Genomic DNA, 24,558 nt, shown 5'->3' on the forward strand with positions numbered 1-24,558 from the left:
TGAGATAAAAGCTTCCCTGATTACGTTTAGATTTGATTTGACTGTTGGATATCTCCTCTGTCTGGACTTTTCCATGTCGCAAATTCCCCTTTCTTACGTTTGATTGCTTTTGGCAGTGCAATGACAGCCACTACTGCATTGATCAGCCAGTAGAAAACCGGATACCAGCTCAGGAATACAATATATAGTAGATTCTTTTTCTCATATCTGCTGTCTATCAGTACTGAAATTGTAAATTGTATGATGTTTACAAAGGTGAGTACAAAGGCCGACAGGAATACGAGATTCAAGTTGAAGGCATAGAAGTAATAATCCAGGAAGTTGGTACTGAGCAGTGCATATAGAAGCGTGGCGACGATGGAGTACACCCATACTACCGAGAAGACCTGCTCAAGGTAGAGGATCCATAATGAAGGATTCTTTACTTTAAGCATATTTTTGAAGTCCCTGATGAGTACTTCCTGGCCGCCCTGCGCCCATCTTAACCGCTGTGTGAAGAGCCCTCTGAAAGTTTCAGGCACCAGCATCCAGCAGAGCGCACGCGGTTCATACTGGATCTTGTATCCGGCAAAGTGGAACTTCCAGGATACTGCGATGTCTTCTGTAATCATGTCCGTATCAAAGTAGCCCACATCCTTCAGTGCCTTCTTGTCGAATAATGTAAAGACGCCTGAAATTGTATTCACAAAACCGGTCAGCACCTGTGCACGCTTGATGCAGCCGATGATGCTGGCATATTCGACGGTCTGGATTTTGGCAAGCAGTGACGATTTGTTCCTTATTCTCGGGTTGCCCGTGACAGCGCCGATGTTCTTATATTTTTTGAAGTTCTGCATCATATAGTATGGTGCATCGTCATCAACCAGCGTATCTGCATCGATTACCATGACATAATCATGACTGGCGCTCTCAACTGCAGTATTCAGGGCATTCGCCTTCCCCCTGTTCACTTTCAGGTCGATGAACGTGAAGTCATATTCGGAACTAAGTTCATGCAGCACCTCGGATGAGCGGTCACTGCTTCCGTCATTGACGACCATAATTTCCTTTTTGGGATATTTAAGCTGATCCAGATTCATGATTGTCTCTTTGATGGTATCCGCTTCGTTGTAGCATGGGACGATGAATGTAATTCCCTCAACATCATCCTTGTCTATCTTCCTGCTCAAACGGACTTCCCTCAATACGAAAAACAGTATCGTGCCGATGAGCCAGAACACGGATATGACGATCGGATAAAAAAGAAGCAGATCAAGTAAAATTTGCATAATTCAGCACACTCCTAATAACTTTTCCAATACCTTCTGTTTGGGTACATTGACTATCGTAAGGTGATATGCATGTACAGAAAAGGGACAATTTATCACAAGGTGTCCACGTTACTTTCATCGCTATCGATAAATTCAATATATTGTAAGCGGTACCATTGATTAATCAGGGTATAGTTGTATAATGAAAGCGAGTATACTATCGTCATTCATAACATGGACAAGTTTTGGAATCGTGTCCCCCATTTGATTTGAATCAGTCTGATTCATCACTTTTTAAAGAGATAGAATATCGTAAAGTGAGGTGCTGTGATTGTTTTATTCAGACAAAAAACTGTTGTTGCTGTATGGATTCCTTGAAAAACACCCATTTGACCGGCAACGCATCGCTGAACACCTGGAGGTGTCGGACAGGCATTTGACAAGGCTTTTGAATCTATGGCATGAAGAGGGAATGATCGAGTACAAGAAAGGCCAGGGCCGTGGCATCCATTCCGAAGTGGTATTCAAAGTGAATCCGGAGGAGCGGTTTGTCAATCAGTTCATGAGAAATCTGAACAAGCTTACTTTGAGTGATATCGAGGAGACTTTGAATTTGCCGATTTCAGAAGTTTCGAAGAAAGTGATAAAAGAGAAGACTGAAATACTTCTATACCAACGGCCAGTAAAGGAGAAAACCAAGGAGAAGAAAAATGTATTCATTGACTATATGGATGCCATCCCGGACAGGGCGACGGAGGGAAATCATCGATACCTACAGTCAGAACACCTCCTCTACAACACAATGTGCAGACTATATGACTTGAATGATGAAGGCGCAGTCAAAAATGGCCTCGTGGCTTTTGACGAATGGCATGGCGACAGGCTGAGGATCTATATCAGGAAGGATATCCAATTCTACAACGGTGATATCCTGTACGCGTCGGACATAGCCGAATCCCTAACCCGCTACCTGAACACGTATTCCAACGATCTGCTGGAGGAAATCATCCAATCCATCGAAGTGGTGTCGGCATTCCAATTGGAGATAGCCACAGCCTACCGCACCGATCTGCTCAAGCCGATGCTCGCATCACTGGAGGCCGGCATTCATAAGATTGAAGGGTATCATGTTCTGACTACCGGCCCTTTTTACATCGAAAATTACGAACAGAGGTGCGTCACCCTATTAAGAAACCCATACTATATGAACCCGGCAGGAGATCTGGAAAAGATAAAACTGGTGAATGATATAAACCAGTATGTTCCATACTTGAACCAGAAAAATATGGAGACCCGCTCCATACCACTCCGCAACCGGATAGAATACGTATTGTTGAATCCACACAGCGATTCACTGGACTACCATCAGAGGCTCTATGTACTGTCGGTAATCCAGAAATTCAAGGATGCCTATATAAAAGGACCCGGGAAGATAGAGCAGAGAGTTTTCCAGGAATATCAGGAAAGGCTGCCTCCCGGTCAGGACCCCATGCAGTTCGCAAAGCCTTTAAAGCTGCTTTGTATAGACTGGATGTCCTTTGGTACGGACCCGCTGGTTCAATTCCTGATTGAGAACGATGTCCCTGTATTGACCACGTACATCTCATCGGATGATTATCATAATATGGATTTGAACGCGCTTGAAATAGACATGCTGCTGGCCAGCGAATTCATACCCAGTTCGTACAGATATTTGTATCTGTTCAAAAATGCAAAATTCAGCGGATGGTTTAGAGAGAACCAGCTCGCAAAGGATATGGTTCATGTCTATAAAAATAAAAGTAAAGAGTATTGGACATATATGGAGAACCAGTTTAACAGCCATCTGATTGGCGGTGCATATGTAATGCCGATCACTTATGCTTCGAAAAGGATCAATGTACCAGAATCCTTCAAAAATATATGGAGTAGTGCATTTGGAGTGATTGACTACAACCAGATAATAGTAGTCGAAAGTGGAGAAGCGAAGCAGGAGGACCTACATAATGGAGGGGGTGTTTCATAAAAATCCAATTAAGGAAATGGTGCATTTCTAAGAGGGTGCATCATTTAAAGCCAATTAAGGGGGAATGATGCATTTTAAGGGGGTGCGTCATTCGAAACCCATCAAGGGATGATGCATTTTTAAGAGGGTGCATCATCTGCAGTCAAGAGGTGGCGCACTATGAAAGGGGTGCGCCAAAAGGGGTGCAGCACTAATGATGGATAAGCGTCTGCTTATTTTGAAAAGATACTTGGAAAAATATGGACAAGATTTCACGCATCTAAGCGAAGCACTGAATGTCTCACCCAGACAATTATCCAGGATTTTAAGGCAATGGGACGGGGAAGGGTATATTGAATATATCCCTGGCCACGGCAGAGGTCTAAAGACCAGAATCAAGCTGAATATGGATATTGAACGGGAATTGTTCAAGGAGATGAATAGATATAGAGATGAGCTCTCCATTGAGGAGTTCAACAAATATTTGGAGCTGCCATGGCATGCCGAGTATATCGAATCGATCAGAAAAATCATTGAACATGGACACAATGCAGGAAGTGCCGACTCGACAGCAATGATGGATTACCTCTACAAGGTGCCGGAAACGTTCACTCCTGCTTTAAGTATTGAGCATGCTTCCATGCTGATCGGCTTGCAGGTGTTTGAAACACTGTACAAGAGTGAAGGGAATAAGAAAATCAGGGTCTATCTGCTGAGGTACGATGAGTGGAGAGGGAATGAACTCCACCTTTTCCTGAAGGGCGGCATCCAATTTTCAGATGGAGAGATACTGGACAGTACCCATGTAAAGTCAGTACTGGAAATATTGAAAAACGAAAGTGTGTACACAGACACCTTCCAAATAATCGGCGAGGTAAAGATATATGACAGTCTGCATTTGTCACTGGAAGTGGAAAATGCCAGCCTGCTGATCAAGTATTATCTGGCAGAGCCGATCAGTGCAATTTTCAAGTTCGACAAGAAAGGAAATACGGTGGGCACCGGGCCGTATAAGATTGAAAAATACAATGGCAGGTCCGTCATTCTTTCCGAAAACAAGCATCATACTTTCGGTCTCCCTGATGTAAAAAGACTATACCTGATTGCCAACGAATCAAAAATAGAGAAATACCAGCGCAACAATTTTGGGAAGACCTATTCCCATGAGAATTATATGTGGAATAATTTCATTTTATTCAATCCACTGGAAAATCGATTGTCGTTCGAGCAAAGAAGCTATTTGAAGCGCATTTTCCTTGAAGCGGTATATAACGGCCGGACAAGTGAGAACAACCTTTATAGGAAAGTCTCGGATTTTATCCCAGGTGAACGAATGATAACGCCTAAATTCGACTTTCCGATCAAAGTGATGCTGGATGAATTGAATCCAACCATCTCCAATGATATAAGAAAGAAGTTGGATGAATCCGATGTCGAAGTTGAATATATCGAAATGGATATGAAAACTTATCTCGAAACAGATCTAAAGGATTTGGATGTGGATATGGTCTTGATGAAAGAAAGTTATCACCAGAGCCATCCATGGCAGTTGATAGATCTTCTGACCCACTGCAAATTCAGGGAATGGTATGGCGAAATTGAAGAGATGAAAAGATTTTTGAACATGAACCATGAGAGCGACAGGGCGGCGGGAGAGATGAGCCAGGAGATCCTAAAGCACATCAATGACAGTGTCTATATCGTTCACCTTTTCAAGAAGTACCGCAGGGTGCTGTTGCCTGTCGGACTGAAGAATATCGTTGAAATGGATTACGGTGCCGTGGACTATAGTAAAATCATTGCTACAGGATAGACAAAAAAGAGATATCCTTTTACGAAAATTTCACGTTGGTTATGTTGTATCGGACAGGACAGGCTTCAGTGAGCTCCTTCATGGCTCTTCTCCTTATGTTGCTCTGCCCGATGGAAAAGCCTGCGACCGGATGGTTGCAGGCTTTTCCCTTGTGTACGGTCCTTCAGATCTCGTTTCTCGGGAACAGTGGATACCAACCTTCATCCTCCCACCAGAGGACGAGCGGACAATGCTTCGAGATGCCCATATATGAGATGAAATATGAGCCGAAGCCGAGTGTCCTTGCAGCATCGTATCCCATGGGTTTCATATAAATCTCCGGCTTCTTCATATGGTTGACTATTTCCACCCCTTTCTCAAGAAAGAGTCTTTCCACCAGTTTTCTGTTCATGGCTCCTGTAAAGTATGCATCTGACTTGGGATGTCCACTTTTTCGCAGGATAGGGACTTCTTTCTCCCGGGTCCGTGACTTCATCTTCACGATGCGGCTGATATAATCGGTCGTCTCTTCATTATAGCCCAGTCCTGAAGATGGCCAATAGCCTTCGAATATTTCCTTTGCATGCTGCAGTCCATTCTCAAACTCGATGAAATGCCATAGAGAGATTCTGGTGTACGGCAGAATCCTTCCCATCTGCCTCCTGATGTCATCCAGGTCCCTGGTATGGACGGCCAGAACGATGATATCCATCCTGGAGATGTCATGCAGATCATCGAAGTCCCGTACCCATGTCCTCAACCCATCGATAAACTGCTCACCCGACCAGATGGCTTCATCAACATAGATGTAGGAAGAAGATTCCCCCTGCCCGCATTCTTCAATCGAGATACCGTGAGCTTCGGAAATGGTTTCGTCAAACAGCTGCAGAAGCTCCTGTTGAGTGCCTGCTCCCTGATTTGTATCCATGAACCTGGCCTTCTCAAGACCTTCGGAAAATACGTTCCTGTCGGCTGCAACTTCACTGATCATCCGCTTCGTTTCCTTTTTGGACAGATAGGCTTTATCCATAATGCTGCCAAGTTCCTTCAATATGACCTTGTGGTGCTCTTCGGGAAACTGGTCCAGCCACCTCTGTACATGCTTATCATTGAAGGCCATACCCCCGTAGTCCCCGACGACAGCCACAAGCGAAGATATCAAAGACGCTGTATCCTTCATCAGCACTCCCCTCCCACAAGATCAATCCATATATTATTAACTATATTCTATCAGTAAATGAGAATTTTATGCATAAATATTTTGAAAATTTAATTTTTTTAAGACGTGATTTTACTGGACTGGTGTTGAACTTGAGACGAAATGCCCATGAAAAGATCACACTAAAAAACCTGCATCATATAGATGCAGGCAGCCATAGACGAGACTATCCCCCGTAAAATTTTATGATGGTCCAAGGCATTGCCTGAGAAATGGTTTGAAGTCGAAATCCAAATTATTTGATGATTAAAACAGGTGTGTTTACACGTTTTGCAACCTTATGTGTAACGTGTCCAAGCACATGTTTTATGTCGCGTTTTGCACGCCTGTTGCTCATGACGACAATTTCATAATCATTTTCGTTGATTTCTCTCAGAAGTTCGTTGACGACACGCCCTACTTTGAAGCGAGTTGTATAGCTCACTCCGAGTGCATCCAACTCTTCCATGAAGGGTTTGAGATCCTCAATTTTATCTTTGGTGATATCGTCAAAATGCTTGCCTTGATATTTCACGTTATCCACCTGTTCACTCTCCGGAATCACATTAAAAATCGTGATTTTCGCCTCTTCGCTGTTGTCTGTCAGTTTCGCCAATTGTTCCGGTACATTCTTGAAGGAGTTTCCAAAGTCATAAGGCAGCAGTATATTCTTGTACATTTTCACACACCTCTCTACTTTATATGGTTCCTGGTTCCAAAATAACACTTTTCATTACGTTACTCCAATAATTATTCTGAATTTTTAAAACAAAATATCCTGTCATCATCTTTTCAAAGAGCCCGGTGCGTGCACCCGCTACTCAGGAAAAATCCCTCCACTTCTTACTTTTACTGGAGTTTACCCACAGGAACATCCAGTAAAACTTAAAAAACGCTGGCATTTCCTCTTGAGAAATGCATAAAAAAACCTCCGATTCTATATTGAATCGGAGGTCGATATCCAGCTTGATTCTGATATGGAGACGGCGGGAGTCGAACCCGCGTCCAGAGACTTTGCCACAACTCTTTCTACGTGCGTAGTTCATTTTTCAATTTCGCATGGCTGATGGTAATGAACAGACCACAGATCCATGCTAGTCTGATTGATCTCTTCACCCGGTTCTCCAGACGGAAGAACCGGATGCGTATCCTGTTAAGGTTGAATCATCCGGTCACGACGCACAGGAAACGTCATGGGATGATGCAGAGTGCTCTTAGGCAGCTACTGCGAAGTTGTCTTGTTTGCCAGTTATTATAAACTGAGTATCGTTTATGACGGAGCCGATACCTCCGGCACGCTTAAGTTGCTCAAACAGCCCCTGTCGAATCCGGAACGTCCCCGGATTAAAAGGTTGCATCTCTCTCAAGATGTATACTATATCATACCAGATTCCGGAGAAAAAATCAAGGTGGGCGCTACTGCATGCGGTCCTTGAGCGCACGGTCGACATCACGTTTCATCTGCTTGCGCTTCAGGTCTTCACGCTTGTCGTACTTCTTCTTGCCGCGTCCTACACCGAGCAGTACCTTGCAGAAGCCGTTCTTGATATAGAGTTTCAGAGGAATCAGCGCGTAGCCGGTCTCCTGGACCTGCCCCTGCAGCTTGTCGATCTCTTTTCTCTTCAGCAGCAGTTTGCGTGTGCGGAGCGGGTCGTGATTGTAGCGGTTGCCCTCCTCGTAGGGGGCGATATGCATGTTGTACACATACATTTCACCCCTGTAGACCCGGGCATAGGCATCCTTGAGGTTGGCAGAACCCCGTCTGATGGACTTGATTTCCGTCCCCCTGAGCTCGATGCCCGCTTCTATCGTATCCTCAATATGATAGTCGTGACTGGCCTTCCTGTTCTGTGCAAGGGGTTTATCATGTGTCTTTTTCATAACTACTTCTTCCTCTTACTTTTTTTGGCGCCCTTGTAGAATGGCTTCTTGTTACTCTTGCCCTTATCGAAGTGCTTTTTGCCGTCCTGTTTATCTCCGCCATTCTTCGGTTTGGACTTCGCCTTGATTTCGACAGGTTTGTCCCTGCGTTCCCTCGGCTGGCGTTCCGGCATGCCGACGACCTTAAAGTCGATCAGGCGCTCTTCGAGATTGACACTCAGCACCTCGACTTCGACGGGGTCCCCGATGCGGTAGACGGTGCCCGTACGGTCGCCGATCAATGCCATATGACGCTCCTGGTACTGGTAGTGGTCATCCGTCATGTAGGAGACATGGACGAGGCCTTCAATGGTATTCGGCAGCTCGACGAACATGCCGAAGTTCATGACGCCGGATATGACGCCTTCATATGTCTCCCCGACATGCTGGATCATATACTCCGCCTTCTTCAGGTCATCGGTGTCCCGCTCGGCTTCCTGGGCCCTTCTTTCCCTATTCGAAGTATGCTCTGCGATATCCGGCAGTTCGGCATCAACTTCATTGATCGTCTTCCGGTCCGTCTTCCCTTCGATCAGATATTTCCTGATCAACCTGTGGACGACGAGGTCCGGATAGCGGCGGATCGGAGAGGTGAAGTGGGTGTAGTATTCAGCAGACAGCCCGAAGTGTCCCAGGTTATCCTCGGCATAGCGTGCCTGCTGCATGGAACGCAGCATCAGCGTGCTGATGACCATCTCTTCGGGACGGCCTTCGACCTCCTCGATGATCTCCTGCAGGGCACGCGGATGGATCTCGTTACCCTTCCCTTTGACGATGATGCCGAAGTTGGTCACGAATTCGAAGAACTGGCGCAGTTTCTCCTCTTTCGGATCCTCGTGCACACGGTAGAGGAACGGCACCTCCATCCAGTGGAAATGCTCTGCCACTGTTTCGTTTGCTGCAAGCATGAACTCTTCAATCATGCGCTCACCCACAGAACGTGTACGGAGGACGACATCCGCCGGAGTGCCATCCGCTTCGACGATCACCTGTGCTTCATTGAAGTCGAAATCGATGGCCCCGCGACGCTCCCTTCTGCCGCGGAGTATTTTGGCAAGTGCCTCCGCCTCCTGCAGCATCGGATAGACGTCACTATATTCTGCAATCAATGCTTCATCCCCGGAATCGAGCATCCTGTTGACTGCATCATATGTCATCCGGCGGTCCGAGTGGATGACACTCTGGAAAATATCGTGGTTGACCACTTTTCCTGCTGCGTCAATCTCCATTCGGCAGCTCATCGTCAGACGGTCGACGTCCGGGTTCAATGAACAGATGCCGTTTGAGAGCCTGTGCGGTATCATCGGAATCACACGGTCGACCAGATACACACTCGTCCCCCGCTCATACGCTTCCTTATCGAGGGGCGAGTCCTCTTCGACATAGTAGCTGACATCAGCGATACTGACGATGAGTTCATGATTGCCGTTGTCCAGTTTTTTGACGGAGATCGCATCATCGAGGTCCTTCGCATCGGCACCATCTATCGTAATCGTGAATTCATCCCGCAGATCCGTCCGGCCTTCGAGCTCGTCCTTACTGATCGTATCCGGTGCAGCCTCCGCCGCTTTCATCACTTCATCCGGGAACTCGATCTCGATTCCGTGCTGGAAGATGATGGACAGTATGTCCACACCGGGATCATTCTTGTGGCCGAGTATCTGGATGACGTGGCCTTCCGGATTTGATTCCTCTTCACGGTACTTGGTGATTTCCACAAGTACCTTATGGCCATCCACTGCACCGAGGTTCTGATTCTTCGGAATGAAGATGTCATCGACCACCTTCTTCGAGTCCGGTACGACAAAACCGAAATTCTTACTCGCACGGTATTCCCCTACGACACGCGTGGTGCCCCGGGTCAATATGGTCGTGACCTCCCCTTCCTGGTTGTCCCCCTGTGAATGCTTCTGCACTTCCACAAGAACGATGTCACCATCGAATGCTCCATTGATGGCATTCGGCGGAATGAAGATATCCTCCAATTCCGTATCCTCCGGACGCAGGAAGCCAAACCCGCGCTTATGAAGGGACAGTTTGCCTTTGATGAGGTCCGTTTCGCTCATCTTCATATATTTATCCTTCTTCGTCCTGTATACTTCTCCGGACTCCTCAAGGGCAACCATCTCTTTGACCATTTCCTTGAAGTCTTCGGAGTCATATGCGGACAGTTCCTGCTGGAACTGGTCCATCGTCATCGGCCGATATTCTTCGGAGCCGATAATTTCCAAAATCTTTTCTCTATAGTTACCCATGAATCTGCCTCCTATTGCTCATTCCAGTTCAACTGGTTCATAAATGCGTGTATATCTTCGAACAGTTCCTTCTTCTCTTTATCTATCGTCAGTACGTGTCCGGATTCGGGGTACCACTTCAACTGCTTCTCTTCCTCCTCGGTCGAGGACTCATCGTAGATGATGTTCGCCGAATCAGGGTTGATCATTTCATCCTTTTCGGATTGGGCGACGAAGAGTGGTACGAACACATCCGGCAGGCTGTCTTTTGAAATCCGGATCATATCCCTGACCTCATCGAGCATGACGGTCGGTTCGAACGCCTCCATTTCCCGCTCGATTTCCTCTTCCGACCTGCCCTCCATCTTTTTGAACCCCCGTGCGTACTCAAGCACACCATCATACATCGTTTCTCGGTCCTTGAGGTACATCGGACTGCAGATGGTGGATATGCCAACCACGTCACGTACGGTTGCGAGACGCAGTGCGAAGACACCACCCAGGGAAAGCCCGGCTACGAATATCTTCTCATATCCTTTATCCACCAGAAAATCATAGGCTTCAAGAACCTGCGCCCACCAGATGTGGGGGCTTGATCGCAGCAGATTTTCCGGCGGCTCGGCATGCCCTTCATAGTGGGGAGCGTAGGAAGTGATTCCCTGCTTCTGAAGATAGCGGCCGAGCTGTCTGACATCCGAAGAATTACCGGTGAACCCATGGAGCAGCAGGACTGCCTTCTCACCTTCTTCGAAGAAAAATGGTTGCGGTAACTGAATCTTCATTATTTATACCCTACTTTCAACTCATTAATTTCATTGTACTTTAAAAATCGTGCTTATAAAAATAAAAACCCCCTATGTCATAGGGGGCTTCATATATTAGCTTAAATATGTGAGCAGCAGCATGATCAGGAAGAACAACAATGATAGAATGACGGTTGCCCTATGAAGTATAAGATCCATGCCACGCGCTTTCTGTTTGCCAAATAATTGCTCTGCACCGCCACCGATTGCACCTGAGAGGCCGGCGCTTTTCCCTGACTGTAGCAATACCACTGCAATTAAAGATATACAAACGATAATCAGTAGCACGACGAGTAGTGTTTGCATGTGGTAATCCCTCCGAATGATATTAACATTAAGAATTTTATCAGATATGACGGGTGATTGCAAACTGGGGGAGGGCATCCCTGGGATGGCCTGCAGTCATCTATCTGTAGTCCCTGATGAACGCTTCGACCTCCGCATGCTCCGGAATGCTCGTGATGGCCCCCTTTTTCGATGTGGAGAGCGCACCGACCGCGTTTGCAAAGCGGAGGACTTCAGGCCCGTTTTCCCTCAGAATTTCAAGGGCGGACGCCGGGTCCGAGGAAAGCTTATGGAGCACTGCCCCTATGAAGGCATCACCTGCGCCGGTCGTATCGACAGTTTCAACTTTAAAGCCCGGATGTTCGCAACGACCGCCTTCCCTGAAGCGTATCTCGCTGCCGAGAGGGCCTTTCGTATAGATGACCGCTTCTGCATCCCCTGTAAAAAGTGCGCCCAGGGCGGCGGATTCATCCTCGATTCCGGTGATGAACTCAAGCTCTTCATCCGACACCTTTATGATATCTGCAAATCCCATGAACTCGCGGACCGCTTCACGGCATGCTTCTTCGTCTTCCCATAGCGGCAGCCGGATATTCGGATCGAAGATGATGGTGCCCCCCGCCTCCTTCACTCTATGTATCACCATCCGGTGCGTCTCCTTCATGACACTCTCCACAAGATCGACCGAGCAGAAATGCAGAAGATCGGATTTTTCGAAGTCGATTCCGCTGACTGCCGAGCCATCATACAGGAGGTCGGCCGACGGGTTCCTGTAGAACGAAAAGTCCCTGTTCCCCGTCTCGTCCAAGGACACGAAGGCAAGCCCCGTATTCGCTTCGTGTGTGCGGGTGATGCAGTCCGTATGCACCCCTTTCGATTCGAGCAGTTCCAGGATGCGATCCCCGAATGCATCCATGCCGAGCTGCGTAAGAAGATGGGATTCCCCGCCGAGTACCGCATGTGCAGCAGCAACATTTGCCGGCGCTCCTCCGACCTGGGGTTCAAAACCATTGATGTCCTTCAGCTTCTTCCCTTTTTCTGCAGGTATGAAATCAATCAGTGCTTCTCCAATTGTATAAAGGCGTTTCAACATCACCATCTCCATTCATATCTCTATTGCCAGAATTATACCATATGACCAGTGTGCATTTCCCCATGAAAAAAAGCCTCCCCAGGGGAGGCTCTTGACCGGACTACTTCCTGTCCAGATTGTAGAAGGAGGAGAGTCCTTCGTATTTTGCCGTTTCGAACAGTTCGTCTTCGATTCTGAGCAGCTGGTTGTACTTCGCGACCCGGTCCGTACGGGACGGTGCACCAGTCTTGATCTGTCCGGCATTGACCGCAACAGCGATGTCTGCAATGGTCGTATCTTCCGTCTCGCCGGAGCGGTGGGAGATGACGGCCGTATAACCGGCACGTTTCGCCATTTCGATTGCTTCGAATGTCTCTGTCAGCGTGCCGATCTGGTTCACCTTGATCAGGATGGCGTTGCCGACGCCCTCTTTGATCGCACGGGCAAGTTTCGTCGTATTCGTCACGAAGAGGTCGTCACCGACGAGCTGGACCTTGTCACCGAGCTTTTCGGTGAGCAGGCGTGTACCTTCCCAGTCATTTTCATCCAGTCCATCCTCGATGGAGATGATTGGATATTTCTCGATCATTTCTGCATACCAGTTGACCATCTCTTCAGATGTGTAGGACTTGCCTTCGCCTTTGAGTTCGTATTTTCCTGTTTTTGAATCATAGAACTCGCTGGAAGCCGCGTCCATCGCCAGACGGATCTGATCACCTGGTTTGTATCCTGCCTTTTCCACTGCTTCGATGATTGTGGACAGTGCCTCTTCATTGGAACCGAGGTTCGGTGCAAAACCACCCTCGTCGCCGACACCGGTGTTGTAGCCCTTGTCCTTCAGAACCTTCTTCAGGTTGTGGAAGATTTCAGCACCCATGCGGAGACCTTCCTTGAATGATTCAGCTCCGACAGGCATGATCATGAATTCCTGGATGTCGACGTTGTTGTCTGCGTGCTCCCCGCCATTGATGATGTTCATCATTGGTACCGGAAGCTGTACGGCATTGAATCCGCCCAGATATTTATAGAGCGGCTGCCCAAGGAAGTCCGCTGCAGCTTTTGCTACGGCCATTGATACGCCAAGGATGGCATTGGCGCCAAGCTTGCCTTTGTTCTCAGTACCATCGAGGGCAATCATCATCTTATCGATGGATACCTGTTCAAGTACACTGAAGTCACCGTCTACGAGTTCAGGCCCGATGACTTCGTTGACGTTCTCAACCGCTTCTTCGACACCTTTTCCAAGGTAGCGTGTGTCATCGCCGTCACGCAGTTCGACAGCTTCATATTCCCCTGTGGAGGCGCCTGAAGGGACAAGCGCGCGTCCGAAGGCACCGCTTTCCGTCAATACTTCCACCTCAACTGTCGGATTGCCCCGGGAATCAAGAACTTCGCGTGCATAAACATCTGTAATTAATGGCATATCAATATCTCCTTTTTTGTTGATTTATATATCATTGCCTGGAAAGGAACCTTTCCAGACAACAGCTATCTGATTAGACTTTCACCTGTCATCTCTTCCGGCTGTTCGACACCCATCAGGTCGAGGAGTGTGGGTGAGAGGTCAGCCAGCCGGCCACTTCCCACTTCCACGCCCTCTTTGGTGACGATTACCGGAACAGGGTTTGTAGTATGCGCAGTCATCGGTTCCCCATCAATCGTCGTCACTTCATCGGAGTTCCCGTGGTCTGCAGTGATGATTGCTGTGCCGCCCTGTGCAAGAATCTCATCGACGATCGGACCCAGACATTCATCCACCGCTTCGATCGCCTTCACCGTCGGTTCCATCTTGCCGCTGTGACCGACCATATCAGGGTTTGCGAAGTTCAGGATAATCAGGTCCAGGTCTTCCTTCGCGAGTTCCTCCATGCAGCGGTCCTTCACTTCATAGGCGCTCATTTCGGGCTTCATGTCATATGTCGGCACTTTCGGAGAATCGATCAGTGCCCTGCGCTCCCCATCAAATTCCTTGTGGCGTCCACCGCTCATGAAGTAGGTGACATGGGGATACTTTTCCGTCTCTGCGATGCGCAATTGCTTTTTGCCCGCTTTGGATACGACCTCCCCAATTGTGTTGATGATGTCATCCTTTTCAAAAACGACATCCGCCACTACATTATCACTGTATTTCGTGAATGTGACAAATTTAAGGTCGGAATACTTATTCTCAATTTCAAAGCCCATGAATTCCTCATTCGTATAGACTTCCGACAGCTGCGCCGCCCTGTCTGGACGGAAATTGTAGAAGATGACCGCGTCGTCGTTCATGACACCCCGGTCATAGTCACCGTCCTGGCCGAACACGATGAAGGGCTTGACGAACTCATCATATATGCCCTCCTCGTAGCTTGCACGGATGCCCGCTTCGGCAGTGTCGAAACGCTCGCCGATACCATTGGACATCGCCTGGTATGCCAGCTCTTCACGGTCCCATCGCTGGTCGCGGTCCATGGCGTAATAACGGCCGCTGACAGTCGCAAATTCTCCGATGCCTATTTCCCTGAAGCGCTCTTCCGCTTCCTGGACGTATTTGATGGCAGAATCCTGGGCAACATCCCGGCCATCAAGGAATGCATGGACATAGACATTCCTGAGGCCTTTCTCCTTTGCAAGCTCCAGGATGGCAAACAGGTGCTCATAGTGGGAGTGTACGCCGCCGTCGCTCAGCAGCCCCATCACATGGAGCGCACTGTCATTGTCATTGACATGCTGCATCGTATCGAGGAGTACTTTATTCTCGAAGAAATCCCCATCTTCAATGGATTTATTGATGCGCGTAAGACTCTGGTAGACTACGCGTCCGGCACCGATGTTCAGATGACCGACTTCCGAGTTGCCCATCTGCCCTTCCGGAAGACCGACATCCAGGCCGCATGCGCTGAGTTCATTATGCGGATACTTATTGAAGTAGCGGTCGAAGTTCGGTTTTTTGGCCGCTTTAACAGCGTTTCCTTTCACTTCATCCCTGTTGGCGAAGCCATCGAGGATGATGAGGCCTACTGGTTTAGCCATCATTTAGCACCTTCCAACAGTTGAACGAAGGAATCGGGCTTCAGGGAGGCACCGCCGACCAACGCACCATCGATATGCTCCTGTGCCATATATTCCTTGATGTTTTCCGGCTTTACAGAACCGCCGTACTGGATGCGGATTGCTTCTGCAGTCTCCTCATCATACAGTGAAGCGACCGTTTCACGGATGACGCCGCACATTTCGTTGGCATCGTCGCTTGTTGCGGACTTGCCTGTACCAATTGCCCAGATCGGTTCATAGGCGATGACCGATTTTTTGACCTGCTCGGCATCCAGCCCTTCAAGCGCCTTTGCCACCTGGTCCTTGACCTTATCCGCCGCCTTGCCGGACTCGCGTTCCGCGTCGGATTCGCCGCAGCAGATGATTGGCACGAGACCTTTTGCATGAAGGGCATACGCCTTCCTGTTGATGGACGAATCCGTCTCATTGAAGTGTTCCCTGCGTTCTGAGTGCCCGATAATCACATATTCCACACCGAGGTCTTCGAGCATGGCCGGGGATACTTCACCCGTATATGCACCGCTGTCCTCAAAGTGGCTGTTCTCAGCACCTACACCCAGTTCCATTCCTTTCGTCTTCTCAACGAGGGAAGGGAGGTGGATGAACGGTGCACATACCGCACTTTCGACCTCACTTTTCTTCGGCAGGTCGCCGAGTGCATCGATGAACGCCTCACCTTCAGAAATCGTCTTGTTCATCTTCCAGTTGCCTGCTATAAATGGGGTTCTCATAAATCTTCCTCCTCATATTATAAAATCGGTCTATCCTTATTTATCGTCTATGACGGAAAGTCCCGGCAGTTCCTTGCCTTCGAGGTACTCGAGCGAAGCGCCGCCGCCTGTGGAGATATGGGAGAAATCGTCAGCATATCCCAAGTCCATGGCTGCTGCTGCAGAATCACCGCCGCCGATGATCGTCTTGGCGCCTGTAAGCTCTGCTATGGCTCTGCATACACCAATCGTCCCTTTGGCAAAGTTCTCCATTTCGAATACGCCCATCGGTCCGTTCCATACGACCGTTCTGGCGCCCTGGAGCACTTCTTTGAAATGGACTACCGTCTCCTCGCCGATATCAAGGCCTTCCATATCCGCAGGAATCTCATCTACGGAGACTGTCCTGTGTTTGGCATTGGCATCAAACTCTTCAGCCACCACGATATCAATCGGCAGTACAATCTTATCGCCGGCTTCTTCAAGGAGGGATTTTGCAAGTTCGACCTTGTCTGCTTCAAGCAGAGAATTGCCGATTTCCTTTCCCTGTGCCTTAAGGAATGTGTAGGCCATACCGCCGCCGATGATCACCTTGTCCGCCTTATCGAGTACGTTCTTGATGACACCGATCTTGTCGGAGACCTTGGCACCTCCGAGGATGGCAACGAATGGACGCTCCGGTGAATCGATGGCGCCGCCGATGAAGTCTATCTCCTTCTGCATGAGGTAGCCGGATACTGTTTCAATGTTCGAACCGATGCCTACGTTGGAGGCATGGCTCCTGTGTGCCGTGCCGAATGCATCATTGACGAAGATATCCCCGAGAGATGCCCAGTACTTGCCGAGTTCGGCGTCATTGCCGCTCTCCTTTTTTCCGTCCAGGTCTTCAAAGCGGGTGTTTTCAAACATCAGAAGTTCACCGTCTGCAAGCTTGTCGACTGCCTGCTCAAGGGATTCTCCACGTGTGTGGGGAACAAACGGTACATCTTTACCGAGCAGTTCGCCCAGCCTTTCGGCTACCGGCTGAAGTGTTTTGTCCTTCTTGTCCTCTTCGGTCTTCACTTTGCCGAGGTGGGAGAAGAGGATGACCCTTCCGCCCTGATCAAGTACATACTTGATTGTGGGAAGCGCCTGCACGATACGGTTGTCATTCGTAATCTCCCCATCTGACATTGGAACGTTCAAATCAGCGCGGAGCAGTACCTTTCTGCCTTTCAGTTCTACATCTTCTACAGTCTTCTTCATTGCCATGCCTCCTATACTTTTGTGTCCATCTTCATTATACCCGTCTGCATATGGGAATAAAATAAAAACGGGCGGTTCCCCGCCCGTTTATTTATCAGCATTACTTATTGTTCGTCACCATGTGATTGAGCGTTCTTACAAGTTGGGCAGTATAAGACATTTCATTGTCGTACCATGCTACTGCACGTACAAGCTGTTTGCCGTCGACATCAATGACACGTGTCTGTGTAGCATCGAACAGGGAACCTTCCTTGATGCCGATGACGTCAGTAGATACGATTTCATCTTCAGTATAGCCGAATGAAGGGTTCTTGGCCGCTTTCATCGCTTCGTTGATCTCTTCTGCAGACACTGTTTCATTGAGTACCGCAGTCACTTCAGTGAGGGAGCCTGATTTAACCGGTACACGCTGTGCCCCACCATCAAGTTTGCCATCGAGTTCAGGAAGCACGAGGCCGATCGCTTTTGCTGCACCTGTGGAGTTAGGCACTACGTTCTCCGCTGCAGCACGGGCACGGCGGTAGTCGCCTTTCGCATGTGGTGCATCCAGTGTGTTCTGGTCGCCAGTATAGGCGTGGATTGTCGTCATCAGGCCACGTTGGATGCCATACTTGTCATTCAGCACCTTCACGACTGGAGCCAGACAGTTTGTTGTACAGGATGCAGCTGAAACAACTTCTTCAGAACCATCCAGCACGTCTTCGTTGACGCCGTAGACGATTGTCTTCATATCGCCTTTACCTGGAGCGGAGATGAGTACTTTCTTTGCGCCCGCTTCAAGGTGTTTTCTCGCATCTTCTTCATTTGTGAAGAAGCCTGTACATTCCAGGACGATATCGATATTGAGGTCGCCCCATGGAAGTTCTGCAGGGTCTTTTCTATTGAAGGATTTGATTTCCTTGCCATTGATCTTGAATCCGCCCTCAATCTGCTCCACTTCACCTTCGAAGCGTCCTTGGGTGGAATCATATTTGAATAGATGTGCAAGAAAGTCATCATCTGTAAGGTCGTTTACTGCCACTACTTCCATATCGTCGTAGTTCAGAATTTCCCTCGCTGCCAATCTACCGATGCGTCCAAATCCATTAATTGCTACTCTAACCATAATTTATGGCCTCCTTGATTTCATATATATTATTAATTAACTGTCCAACAAAAATTCTGCGATGGTTTCATCAATGAAAAGTACGGTGTTCTTCGGTGCTATCTTCATGTAGGCTCTGACCGCCTCTTTCTTGCTGCTGCCGCCTGCAACGGCCAGGATTGCCTGCTTGCTTTCCAGATCTTCGAGCTGTAGTCCAATCGTCCTGACCTTGCGGACGATGTCGCCTTCCTTATCAAAATAATAACCGAAGGCTTCTCCGACTGCCCGGCTTTCTTTCAGCCTGTCGAGCGTCTCTTGGTCCACATTGCGTCGCCTGGCCATTGTGAATGCCTCACCAATCCCGTGGATGACATAGTGCGATTGCCTGTTCAGTTCAGCGACTTCCTTTACGGAAGGTTCGGCCTTCAACGACTCCAAGGCACTTTCGCCGACATTGTCAGGCGCATACAGCACCTTATGTTCCCCACTGGTGGCTGAAGCAAGACGGCTCGCTATGGAATTCGCCTGGTTCCCCAGCTCCTCCCCGAGTCCTCCCCGGGCCGGAACGAACAGCAGATGTTTATCTACAGGGTTCAGGTAGTTTCCGACGTTTGCCATTGTGGAACCGCCTGCCACGGAAATGATTGCGCCATCGAAGAGCATCTTCTGGAATTCTTCAGCCATGAGTTTCGACAACTCCTGCTGTAGTTCAGGACTTTCGTCTGCATCACCACGGATGATGAAGAAATCCTGCAGGCCGTATTTGTCCCTGAGCCTGCGCGCAAGATCCGTTCTTCGATCCAATGTGGTCATGTAGGGGGATAAATCCCGCAATACTTCAATACCCGATTGGGAGATGGATATTCCCTTTTTGTCGATATCAATCAGACCAAGGGCTTGAAGCGAATCCACTTCTTTTCTCAAGACTCTTTCCGTCATATTCAATTTCCGCGAAAGCGTCCGTCGTCCAATCGGCTGATGGGATTCAATCTGCTTGAGTATGCTGGAGCGTTTCTGCAATTCCAGGACGACTTCCGGGGCGATGCGTTTCTGGATGTCCAATAATTTCTGCCACATGAGACTCAACACCTCTCGCCAAAGTGAGACGTATTATGTCCCACTAGGGACAAAAAATAATTACACCATTTAATATATCATAAATATTAAAGAATGCAATTATTTCTATCTCGTTATTTTATTCTTTACCCAGTATGTCCTTCAGGTAATCATAGACATAGACGAAATCTATGATGCCCTCCTGGACGACCTGCCCTTCATGCACAAGTACCGGCACCCGGATCATATACTCCTCCTGGAGTGCATCGTCCTGGTCGATATCAATGCTCCGCATCCTCACATCGCTGTATCTGAGTTCCGACAGGGCAAGCTTTATCTGTTCTTTTCCTTCATCGCATAAAGGACAGCGTTCTCTCGTATAATATGTCAGCTCAAGCACATTTATACCTCTTCTCTTTTCAATTTCTTTCTGATTGTCTGCAGTACCTGATCGGCCATCTCGGTACTGATGATGCCCATGGCAATCGCAAGCGAAATCAGGGCGGCTTCGAATCCATACTCCAAAGCGGTCATATATTCGTTCAATACTACATGACGCATCGCGTCATACGCCAATCCGCCGGGAACCAGCGGAATGATTCCACACGTGATGAAGAGGATGATCGGCATCTTCTTGCGCCTGGAATTCAGTATGGCGATGGCGGAAAGGGTGAGGGCCCCAAGAAAAGAGGCGAGGACGAGATCCGTTCCACCTTCCCTGAACAGATGGAAGACGATCCATCCGAACGCCCCGGTGGTTCCACAGCTGACAAGTGCATTCCTCGGCGCATTGAACAGCACACCGAAGCCTGCCGATGCAAAGAAACTGAGCACAAATTGATAAATATAGACCAATTGTCTCCCTCCTATACCAGCATGAATACAAGACCTACGCCCGCACCGATGGCAATCGCCGTCAATGCCGCTTCTGCCCCTTTCATGATGCCCGCCATCAGATGGCCCCGGATCATTTCCCGTATTGCATTCGTGATGAGCACACCCGGGACGAGCGGCATGACGCTTGCGATGATGATCGTATCAAGCATGAGGCCATAGCCCAGGTTGACAAAAACGATTGAAATCGTTGCTATGTAGAGGGCTGCAAAGAATTCGGTGAAAAATTGGACCCGTGTATAGCGCTGTATGCCCTCCATCAGAAACACACCGCCCGCCCCTCCAATGAAAGCGGCAGGAAGGTCCCGCGGCACCCCCTCGAAAAGCAGAAGGAACATGGTGCCGATGACGCCGCCTGAAAGGACGAGCAGCCACAGGGGGAAAAAGCGGGTGTTATGTATCTTCTCCATTCCTCTGATCGCCTGCTTCAGAGCCAGCCCATCAGAGATTCTTCTGGACAGCTCATTGACGACTACTACCTTCTCCAGGTTATTGGAACGTTCTTCGATGCGGAGCGTCTGTGTGAGCGCATAATCGTTCAAAGAAAAAATAATGACCGTGGGAGTAACGAACACTTGGGCATTTTCAATACCGTAATTGGAAGCGATGCGCAGCATCGTATCCTCAATCCGGTATGTTTCCGCTCCACTCTCCAACAGCATCTTGCCACAATTGATCGCGATGTAGAATACATCGCGCACAAAATTTTCGCTAAGGACTTCATCTGGAGCTTCTATAACCTCAAGTTCGCCACTCACACGGCCCACCTCGATTGACACCCCCGGAGAGAATCGAACTCCCATCTCAAGAACCGGAATCTTACGTGTTATCCATTACACCACGGGGGTATGATAAAATCATATTCATATTTCTTAATAAAGCATATACAAGTATAGCAATAATTTCAAATGAATTAAAGGCTTAATTTTACTCTTTCCAGCAGATGTTTTTCTTTTGACCTTATTTGACTAATGTGGTATAAATAAATTAGTGAATGACAGCAATCATATTTCCAGGAGGTAATACAATGAATTTAATACCTACAGTTATTGAACAGACAAACCGCGGAGAACGTGCCTATGATATCTACTCAAGACTGCTGAAGGACAGAATCATCATGATCGGCACAGGCATCGACGACAACGTGGCCAACTCCGTCGTCAGCCAGCTGCTCTTCCTGCAGGCACAGGATCCGGAAAAGGATATATTCCTCTACATCAATTCCCCGGGCGGCAGTGTTACGGCCGGCATGGCAATCTATGATACGATCCAGCACATCAAGCCGGATGTACAGACAATCTGCCTCGGCATGGCGGCGTCCATGGGGTCATTCCTTCTTGCTGCAGGTACCAAGGGCAAAAGGTTCGCACTGCCGAATGCTGAAGTGATGATCCACCAACCACTCGGCGGTGCACAGGGACAGGCGACAGAAATAGAGATCGCCGCCAAGCACATCCTGAGAACACGGGAAAAGCTCAACAAGATTCTGGCTGAACGTACTGACCAGCCACTGGATAAGATCGAAACGGATACGGACCGCGACTTCTTCATGACAGCAGAAGAAGCCAAGGAATACGGTCTTGTAGACGAAGTGATGGAGCCTGAAAAACTTAAAGGCTAATCCCTTTATAACAGAAAGCCCGGAGAAAAATCTCTCCCGGCTTTCTTTTTTTGGCTGAATCCTGATTATGCACGCACCTTAAAGGCTATAATGACACTAAGGAGCGTGATGATATGAATGTATTGATAACAGGCGGATCAGGTTTTGTCGGTTCCAGACTGACAGATGTCCTGAAGCAGGAGCAGGATCACGTCTATATACTTAGCCGGAGCGCACAAGAATCGGACCATCCATTCGTCCATTATATAAAATACGATCCGGACCATCCGGAGGATGAGTCATGGATGGAGGATATGCCGCTCAAGGTGGATGCGATCTACAATCTTGCCGGGGCCTCCCTTGAAGAGAAGTGGACCGATGAACACAAGGAGGAAATCTTCAGCTCGAGGATGACTGTAACCCGAATGCTCAGGCGATGGGTGGAGCAGGCGGACATCACCCCAAAAGTGCTCGTCAATGCAAGTGCCATCGGCTATTACCCTGTAAGCAAAAGTGTGCGCTATAGGGAAGCCGACACTTTTGCACCCCATGACTTCCTGTCCAGGACGGTCGTGGCATGGGAGGGTGAAGCGAAGAAATTCGAGGACCTTGGCGTCCGGGTCGTCTGTGCACGCTTTGGTCTCATCCTGGACGCGAAGGAAGGCGCACTGCCGAAGATGAGCATTCCGTACAGGCTCGGGGCCGGCGGCCCCCTGGGCAGCGGAGAGCAGTGGTACAGCTGGATCCATATCGATGACCTGCTCAATGCTCTCCTGTATGTGGCGGTGCATTCCGAAATTTCAGGTCCGGTCAACCTTACGGCACCCATGCCGCTCAGGCAGAAGCAGTTTTCAAAATATTTGAGTTCTGCCCTGGGCCGGCCGGATTTCGTCAAAACACCCGCCTTCCTGATTGAGAAGATACTCGGCGAACAATCCCTGCTGATACTGAAAGGGCAGTATGTACTGCCTGAAGTTCTGATGGAGAATGATTTCAAGTTCCTCTTCCCGACGCTTGAAATCGCCCTGGAGAATATATTCGACCTTGAGGACAAGAAGAAGACTGTCAGCTGATGAGGACACTTAATCTTTTTATTGCGCCTCCACCAAGTGGTATAATTAAATTGTATAGAAAGGAGACTGTATATGAATAACAAGAAACTTGTACGCTCCTCAACCGACTCCTATCTGATGGGAGTATTCGGCGGCCTTGGCGAAAAAATCGGCATCGACTCGACGATACTGCGGATCATCTTCGTAGTACTTACAGTGGCTACAATGAACATCTTCCTTGTCGTACTGTACTTCATCGTGGGCTTCATCATGCCGACTGACGATGAAATCGACCGCACAACCGGACGTCCCAACGAGCCATTCGACTCCGATTCGTTCTGATCCACAATAAAATCGCGTGTACTCCCAAAGAGTACACGCGATTTTATTTGAAAGTAACCTCTTCCCCGCTTCTGAGCTTGTCTGCAATTTTATCGAGCTTCCTGAGCCGGTGGTTCACCCCTGATTTTGAAATGACGCCGGTTGACATCATTTCCCCAAGCTCCTTCAGGGACACGTCCTGATGTTCAACGCGCAGCCTTGCGATCTCCCTCAGCCTTTCCGGCAATTCCTCAAGCCCGATCTCCTCGTCGATGAACTGGATGTTCTCGACCTGCCGCATCGCCGCACTGATCGTCTTGTTCAGGTTTGCAGTTTCACAATTGACGAGCCGGTTGACCGAATTCCTCATATCCCTGACGATGCGTATATCCTCAAATTTGAGGAGGGCCTGGTAGCCGCCGATCAGACTCAGAAACTCCGCAATCTTCTCCGCTTCCTTGAGATAAGTGATATAGCCGCGCTTGCGCTCGATGAACTTTGCATTGAGCTCGTATCCATTCATCAGCTCGGTCAGGTTTTTAGCATGTTCTTCATACAGCGAGAATATCTCCAGGTGGTATGCCGATGTTTCGGGATTGTTCACGGAACCGCCTGCCAGGAAGGCACCGCGCAGATAGCTGCGGATGCAGCATTCCTTCTCCTTGACCGTATCGCTGATTTCATGGGAAAGCACGCCGCCTTTCATAATATCCAGATCCTCAAGCACTTTCCTGCTGTCCTTCTTTATACGGGAGATGTAGACATTGTTCTTCTTCAGCTTCATCTTCCTGCGTACAAGCAGTTCTATCTCCACTCCATAGAGGTTGCGAATCAGCGAGAAGATCCGCCTTGCAATGGCGGCATTCTCGGTCTGTATGTTGATGATCCATTCCCCATTGAAATGGCTGAGGGCCCCATTCATCTTGATGAGTGCGGAGAGCTCACTTTTCATGCAGCACGTATCCACTTCGATTCTCGTCAATTCATTCTTCATCTCGGAAGCAAATGACATGCGATCACGCCCT

Annotated in this window: 23 protein-coding genes, 1 tRNA gene and 1 other RNA gene; 5 read left to right on the forward strand and 20 right to left on the reverse strand. The window is 48.6% G+C overall.

All coding sequences use genetic code 11. From position 1 onward, the window contains the following. Positions 1–26: 26 nt before the first annotated feature. On the reverse strand, positions 27–1,268 hold the full coding sequence (gene pgaC / locus BO53_RS0109215; protein ID WP_031547506.1) for a poly-beta-1,6-N-acetyl-D-glucosamine synthase: 1,242 nt from the start codon (positions 1,266–1,268) through the stop codon (positions 27–29). Between the two features lie 313 nt (positions 1,269–1,581). Here pgaC and BO53_RS0109220 point away from each other — a divergent pair, with 313 nt between their 5' ends. Both BO53_RS0109220 and BO53_RS0109225 read left to right on the forward strand, forming a co-directional pair. Next, positions 1,582–3,255: an ABC transporter substrate-binding protein gene (locus tag BO53_RS0109220; RefSeq protein ID WP_031547509.1), complete on the forward strand. Its 1,674-nt coding sequence runs from the start codon at positions 1,582–1,584 to the stop codon at positions 3,253–3,255. A 193-nt stretch (positions 3,256–3,448) separates the two neighbouring features. After that, entirely contained in the window at positions 3,449–5,047 is a 1,599-nt protein-coding gene (locus BO53_RS0109225; protein ID WP_031547511.1) for an ABC transporter substrate-binding protein, read from the forward strand. A gap of 163 nt (positions 5,048–5,210) precedes the next feature. Here BO53_RS0109225 and BO53_RS0109230 read toward each other — a convergent pair whose 3' ends face one another. The 18 genes from BO53_RS0109230 to BO53_RS0109310 form a co-directional block, all read right to left on the reverse strand. Next, on the reverse strand, positions 5,211–6,206 hold the full coding sequence (locus BO53_RS0109230; RefSeq protein WP_031547513.1) for a phosphoribosyltransferase-like anti-phage protein: 996 nt from the start codon (positions 6,204–6,206) through the stop codon (positions 5,211–5,213). 274 nt (positions 6,207–6,480) lie between these two features. Continuing rightward, positions 6,481–6,903, reverse strand: a complete 423-nt coding sequence (locus tag BO53_RS0109235) for a universal stress protein (RefSeq protein ID WP_031547515.1) — start codon at positions 6,901–6,903, stop codon at positions 6,481–6,483. Positions 6,904–7,199: 296 nt separating this feature from the next. After that, positions 7,200–7,565: a transfer-messenger RNA gene (ssrA, locus tag BO53_RS13765) on the reverse strand. A gap of 75 nt (positions 7,566–7,640) precedes the next feature. Further along, the gene (gene smpB / locus BO53_RS0109240; protein WP_031547516.1) at positions 7,641–8,105 is read right to left on the reverse strand and encodes an SsrA-binding protein SmpB; all 465 of its coding nucleotides are present in this window, start codon (positions 8,103–8,105) and stop codon (positions 7,641–7,643) included. A 2-nt stretch (positions 8,106–8,107) separates the two neighbouring features. Beyond that, complete coding sequence (gene rnr, locus BO53_RS0109245; RefSeq protein WP_031547518.1) at positions 8,108–10,399, reverse strand: ribonuclease R; 2,292 nt, start codon at positions 10,397–10,399, stop codon at positions 8,108–8,110. Positions 10,400–10,410: 11 nt separating this feature from the next. Beyond that, positions 10,411–11,160 (reverse strand): alpha/beta hydrolase, encoded by a 750-nt coding sequence (locus BO53_RS0109250; protein ID WP_031547520.1) that lies wholly within the window; start codon positions 11,158–11,160, stop codon positions 10,411–10,413. Between the two features lie 96 nt (positions 11,161–11,256). Then, positions 11,257–11,487 carry a preprotein translocase subunit SecG gene (gene secG, locus BO53_RS0109255; RefSeq protein WP_031547522.1) on the reverse strand — a complete coding sequence of 77 codons (231 nt, stop codon included), beginning with the start codon at positions 11,485–11,487 and terminating at the stop codon, positions 11,257–11,259. Between the two features lie 100 nt (positions 11,488–11,587). Next, positions 11,588–12,556: a carbohydrate kinase family protein gene (locus tag BO53_RS0109260; protein WP_031547524.1), complete on the reverse strand. Its 969-nt coding sequence runs from the start codon at positions 12,554–12,556 to the stop codon at positions 11,588–11,590. A 103-nt stretch (positions 12,557–12,659) separates the two neighbouring features. Further along, on the reverse strand, positions 12,660–13,961 hold the full coding sequence (gene eno / locus BO53_RS0109265; protein WP_031547526.1) for a phosphopyruvate hydratase: 1,302 nt from the start codon (positions 13,959–13,961) through the stop codon (positions 12,660–12,662). 65 nt (positions 13,962–14,026) lie between these two features. Then, a complete protein-coding gene (gpmI, locus tag BO53_RS0109270) occupies positions 14,027–15,553 on the reverse strand; it encodes a 2,3-bisphosphoglycerate-independent phosphoglycerate mutase (protein ID WP_031547528.1) in 1,527 nt (508 codons plus the stop codon). After that, a complete protein-coding gene (gene tpiA / locus BO53_RS0109275) occupies positions 15,550–16,302 on the reverse strand; it encodes a triose-phosphate isomerase (protein WP_031547530.1) in 753 nt (250 codons plus the stop codon). The genes gpmI and tpiA overlap by 4 nt, the downstream gene beginning before the upstream one ends. A gap of 36 nt (positions 16,303–16,338) precedes the next feature. Beyond that, positions 16,339–17,526 (reverse strand): phosphoglycerate kinase, encoded by a 1,188-nt coding sequence (locus BO53_RS0109280; protein ID WP_031547532.1) that lies wholly within the window; start codon positions 17,524–17,526, stop codon positions 16,339–16,341. Between the two features lie 100 nt (positions 17,527–17,626). Continuing rightward, the gene (gene gap, locus BO53_RS0109285) at positions 17,627–18,634 is read right to left on the reverse strand and encodes a type I glyceraldehyde-3-phosphate dehydrogenase (RefSeq protein WP_031547534.1); all 1,008 of its coding nucleotides are present in this window, start codon (positions 18,632–18,634) and stop codon (positions 17,627–17,629) included. Positions 18,635–18,667: 33 nt separating this feature from the next. Next, positions 18,668–19,687: a sugar-binding transcriptional regulator gene (locus BO53_RS0109290; protein WP_031547535.1), complete on the reverse strand. Its 1,020-nt coding sequence runs from the start codon at positions 19,685–19,687 to the stop codon at positions 18,668–18,670. A 118-nt stretch (positions 19,688–19,805) separates the two neighbouring features. Further along, the gene (locus BO53_RS0109295; protein WP_031547537.1) at positions 19,806–20,066 is read right to left on the reverse strand and encodes a glutaredoxin family protein; all 261 of its coding nucleotides are present in this window, start codon (positions 20,064–20,066) and stop codon (positions 19,806–19,808) included. Between the two features lie 2 nt (positions 20,067–20,068). After that, entirely contained in the window at positions 20,069–20,521 is a 453-nt protein-coding gene (locus BO53_RS0109300; RefSeq protein WP_031547539.1) for a threonine/serine exporter family protein, read from the reverse strand. 11 nt (positions 20,522–20,532) lie between these two features. Next, a complete protein-coding gene (locus BO53_RS0109305; protein ID WP_245608227.1) occupies positions 20,533–21,318 on the reverse strand; it encodes a threonine/serine exporter family protein in 786 nt (261 codons plus the stop codon). 18 nt (positions 21,319–21,336) lie between these two features. Beyond that, positions 21,337–21,408 (reverse strand) — tRNA-Arg (locus BO53_RS0109310). Positions 21,409–21,587: 179 nt separating this feature from the next. Here BO53_RS0109310 and clpP point away from each other — a divergent pair. The 3 genes from clpP to BO53_RS0109325 all read left to right on the forward strand — a co-directional run bounded on the left by clpP (position 21,588) and on the right by BO53_RS0109325 (position 23,554). Continuing rightward, on the forward strand, positions 21,588–22,181 hold the full coding sequence (gene clpP, locus BO53_RS0109315; RefSeq protein WP_031547543.1) for an ATP-dependent Clp endopeptidase proteolytic subunit ClpP: 594 nt from the start codon (positions 21,588–21,590) through the stop codon (positions 22,179–22,181). Between the two features lie 113 nt (positions 22,182–22,294). Beyond that, positions 22,295–23,233, forward strand: coding sequence for a TIGR01777 family oxidoreductase (locus BO53_RS0109320; RefSeq protein ID WP_031547545.1), 939 nt, complete (start codon positions 22,295–22,297; stop codon positions 23,231–23,233). A 72-nt stretch (positions 23,234–23,305) separates the two neighbouring features. Continuing rightward, entirely contained in the window at positions 23,306–23,554 is a 249-nt protein-coding gene (locus BO53_RS0109325; protein WP_084185001.1) for a PspC domain-containing protein, read from the forward strand. Between the two features lie 43 nt (positions 23,555–23,597). Here the strand turns inward: BO53_RS0109325 and whiA are convergent, their stop codons facing one another. Further along, on the reverse strand, positions 23,598–24,545 hold the full coding sequence (gene whiA, locus BO53_RS0109330; protein WP_031547549.1) for a DNA-binding protein WhiA: 948 nt from the start codon (positions 24,543–24,545) through the stop codon (positions 23,598–23,600). Positions 24,546–24,558 lie beyond the last annotated feature (13 nt).

Origin of the sequence: Salinicoccus luteus DSM 17002 (genome assembly GCF_000712035.1) — a bacterium.
GTDB lineage: Bacteria > Bacillota > Bacilli > Staphylococcales > Salinicoccaceae > Salinicoccus > Salinicoccus luteus.

What these genes read in the sequence shown, in the direction of transcription:
- rnr (WP_031547518.1), bottom strand. Translation starts at nt 10,399, where the DNA reads ATGGGTAACTATAGAGAAAAGATTTTGGAAATTATCGGCTCCGAAGAA.
- whiA (WP_031547549.1), bottom strand. Translation starts at nt 24,545, where the DNA reads ATGTCATTTGCTTCCGAGATGAAGAATGAATTGACGAGAATCGAAGTG.
- BO53_RS0109320 (WP_031547545.1), top strand. Translation starts at nt 22,295, where the DNA reads ATGAATGTATTGATAACAGGCGGATCAGGTTTTGTCGGTTCCAGACTG.
- secG (WP_031547522.1), bottom strand. Translation starts at nt 11,487, where the DNA reads ATGCAAACACTACTCGTCGTGCTACTGATTATCGTTTGTATATCTTTA.
- BO53_RS0109280 (WP_031547532.1), bottom strand. Translation starts at nt 17,526, where the DNA reads ATGAAGAAGACTGTAGAAGATGTAGAACTGAAAGGCAGAAAGGTACTG.
- tpiA (WP_031547530.1), bottom strand. Translation starts at nt 16,302, where the DNA reads ATGAGAACCCCATTTATAGCAGGCAACTGGAAGATGAACAAGACGATT.
- BO53_RS0109250 (WP_031547520.1), bottom strand. Translation starts at nt 11,160, where the DNA reads ATGAAGATTCAGTTACCGCAACCATTTTTCTTCGAAGAAGGTGAGAAG.
- gpmI (WP_031547528.1), bottom strand. Translation starts at nt 15,553, where the DNA reads ATGATGGCTAAACCAGTAGGCCTCATCATCCTCGATGGCTTCGCCAAC.
- BO53_RS0109225 (WP_031547511.1), top strand. Translation starts at nt 3,449, where the DNA reads ATGATGGATAAGCGTCTGCTTATTTTGAAAAGATACTTGGAAAAATAT.
- pgaC (WP_031547506.1), bottom strand. Translation starts at nt 1,268, where the DNA reads ATGCAAATTTTACTTGATCTGCTTCTTTTTTATCCGATCGTCATATCC.
- BO53_RS0109325 (WP_084185001.1), top strand. Translation starts at nt 23,306, where the DNA reads ATGAATAACAAGAAACTTGTACGCTCCTCAACCGACTCCTATCTGATG.
- BO53_RS0109235 (WP_031547515.1), bottom strand. Translation starts at nt 6,903, where the DNA reads ATGTACAAGAATATACTGCTGCCTTATGACTTTGGAAACTCCTTCAAG.
- eno (WP_031547526.1), bottom strand. Translation starts at nt 13,961, where the DNA reads ATGCCATTAATTACAGATGTTTATGCACGCGAAGTTCTTGATTCCCGG.
- clpP (WP_031547543.1), top strand. Translation starts at nt 21,588, where the DNA reads ATGAATTTAATACCTACAGTTATTGAACAGACAAACCGCGGAGAACGT.
- smpB (WP_031547516.1), bottom strand. Translation starts at nt 8,105, where the DNA reads ATGAAAAAGACACATGATAAACCCCTTGCACAGAACAGGAAGGCCAGT.
- BO53_RS0109290 (WP_031547535.1), bottom strand. Translation starts at nt 19,687, where the DNA reads ATGTGGCAGAAATTATTGGACATCCAGAAACGCATCGCCCCGGAAGTC.
- BO53_RS0109230 (WP_031547513.1), bottom strand. Translation starts at nt 6,206, where the DNA reads ATGAAGGATACAGCGTCTTTGATATCTTCGCTTGTGGCTGTCGTCGGG.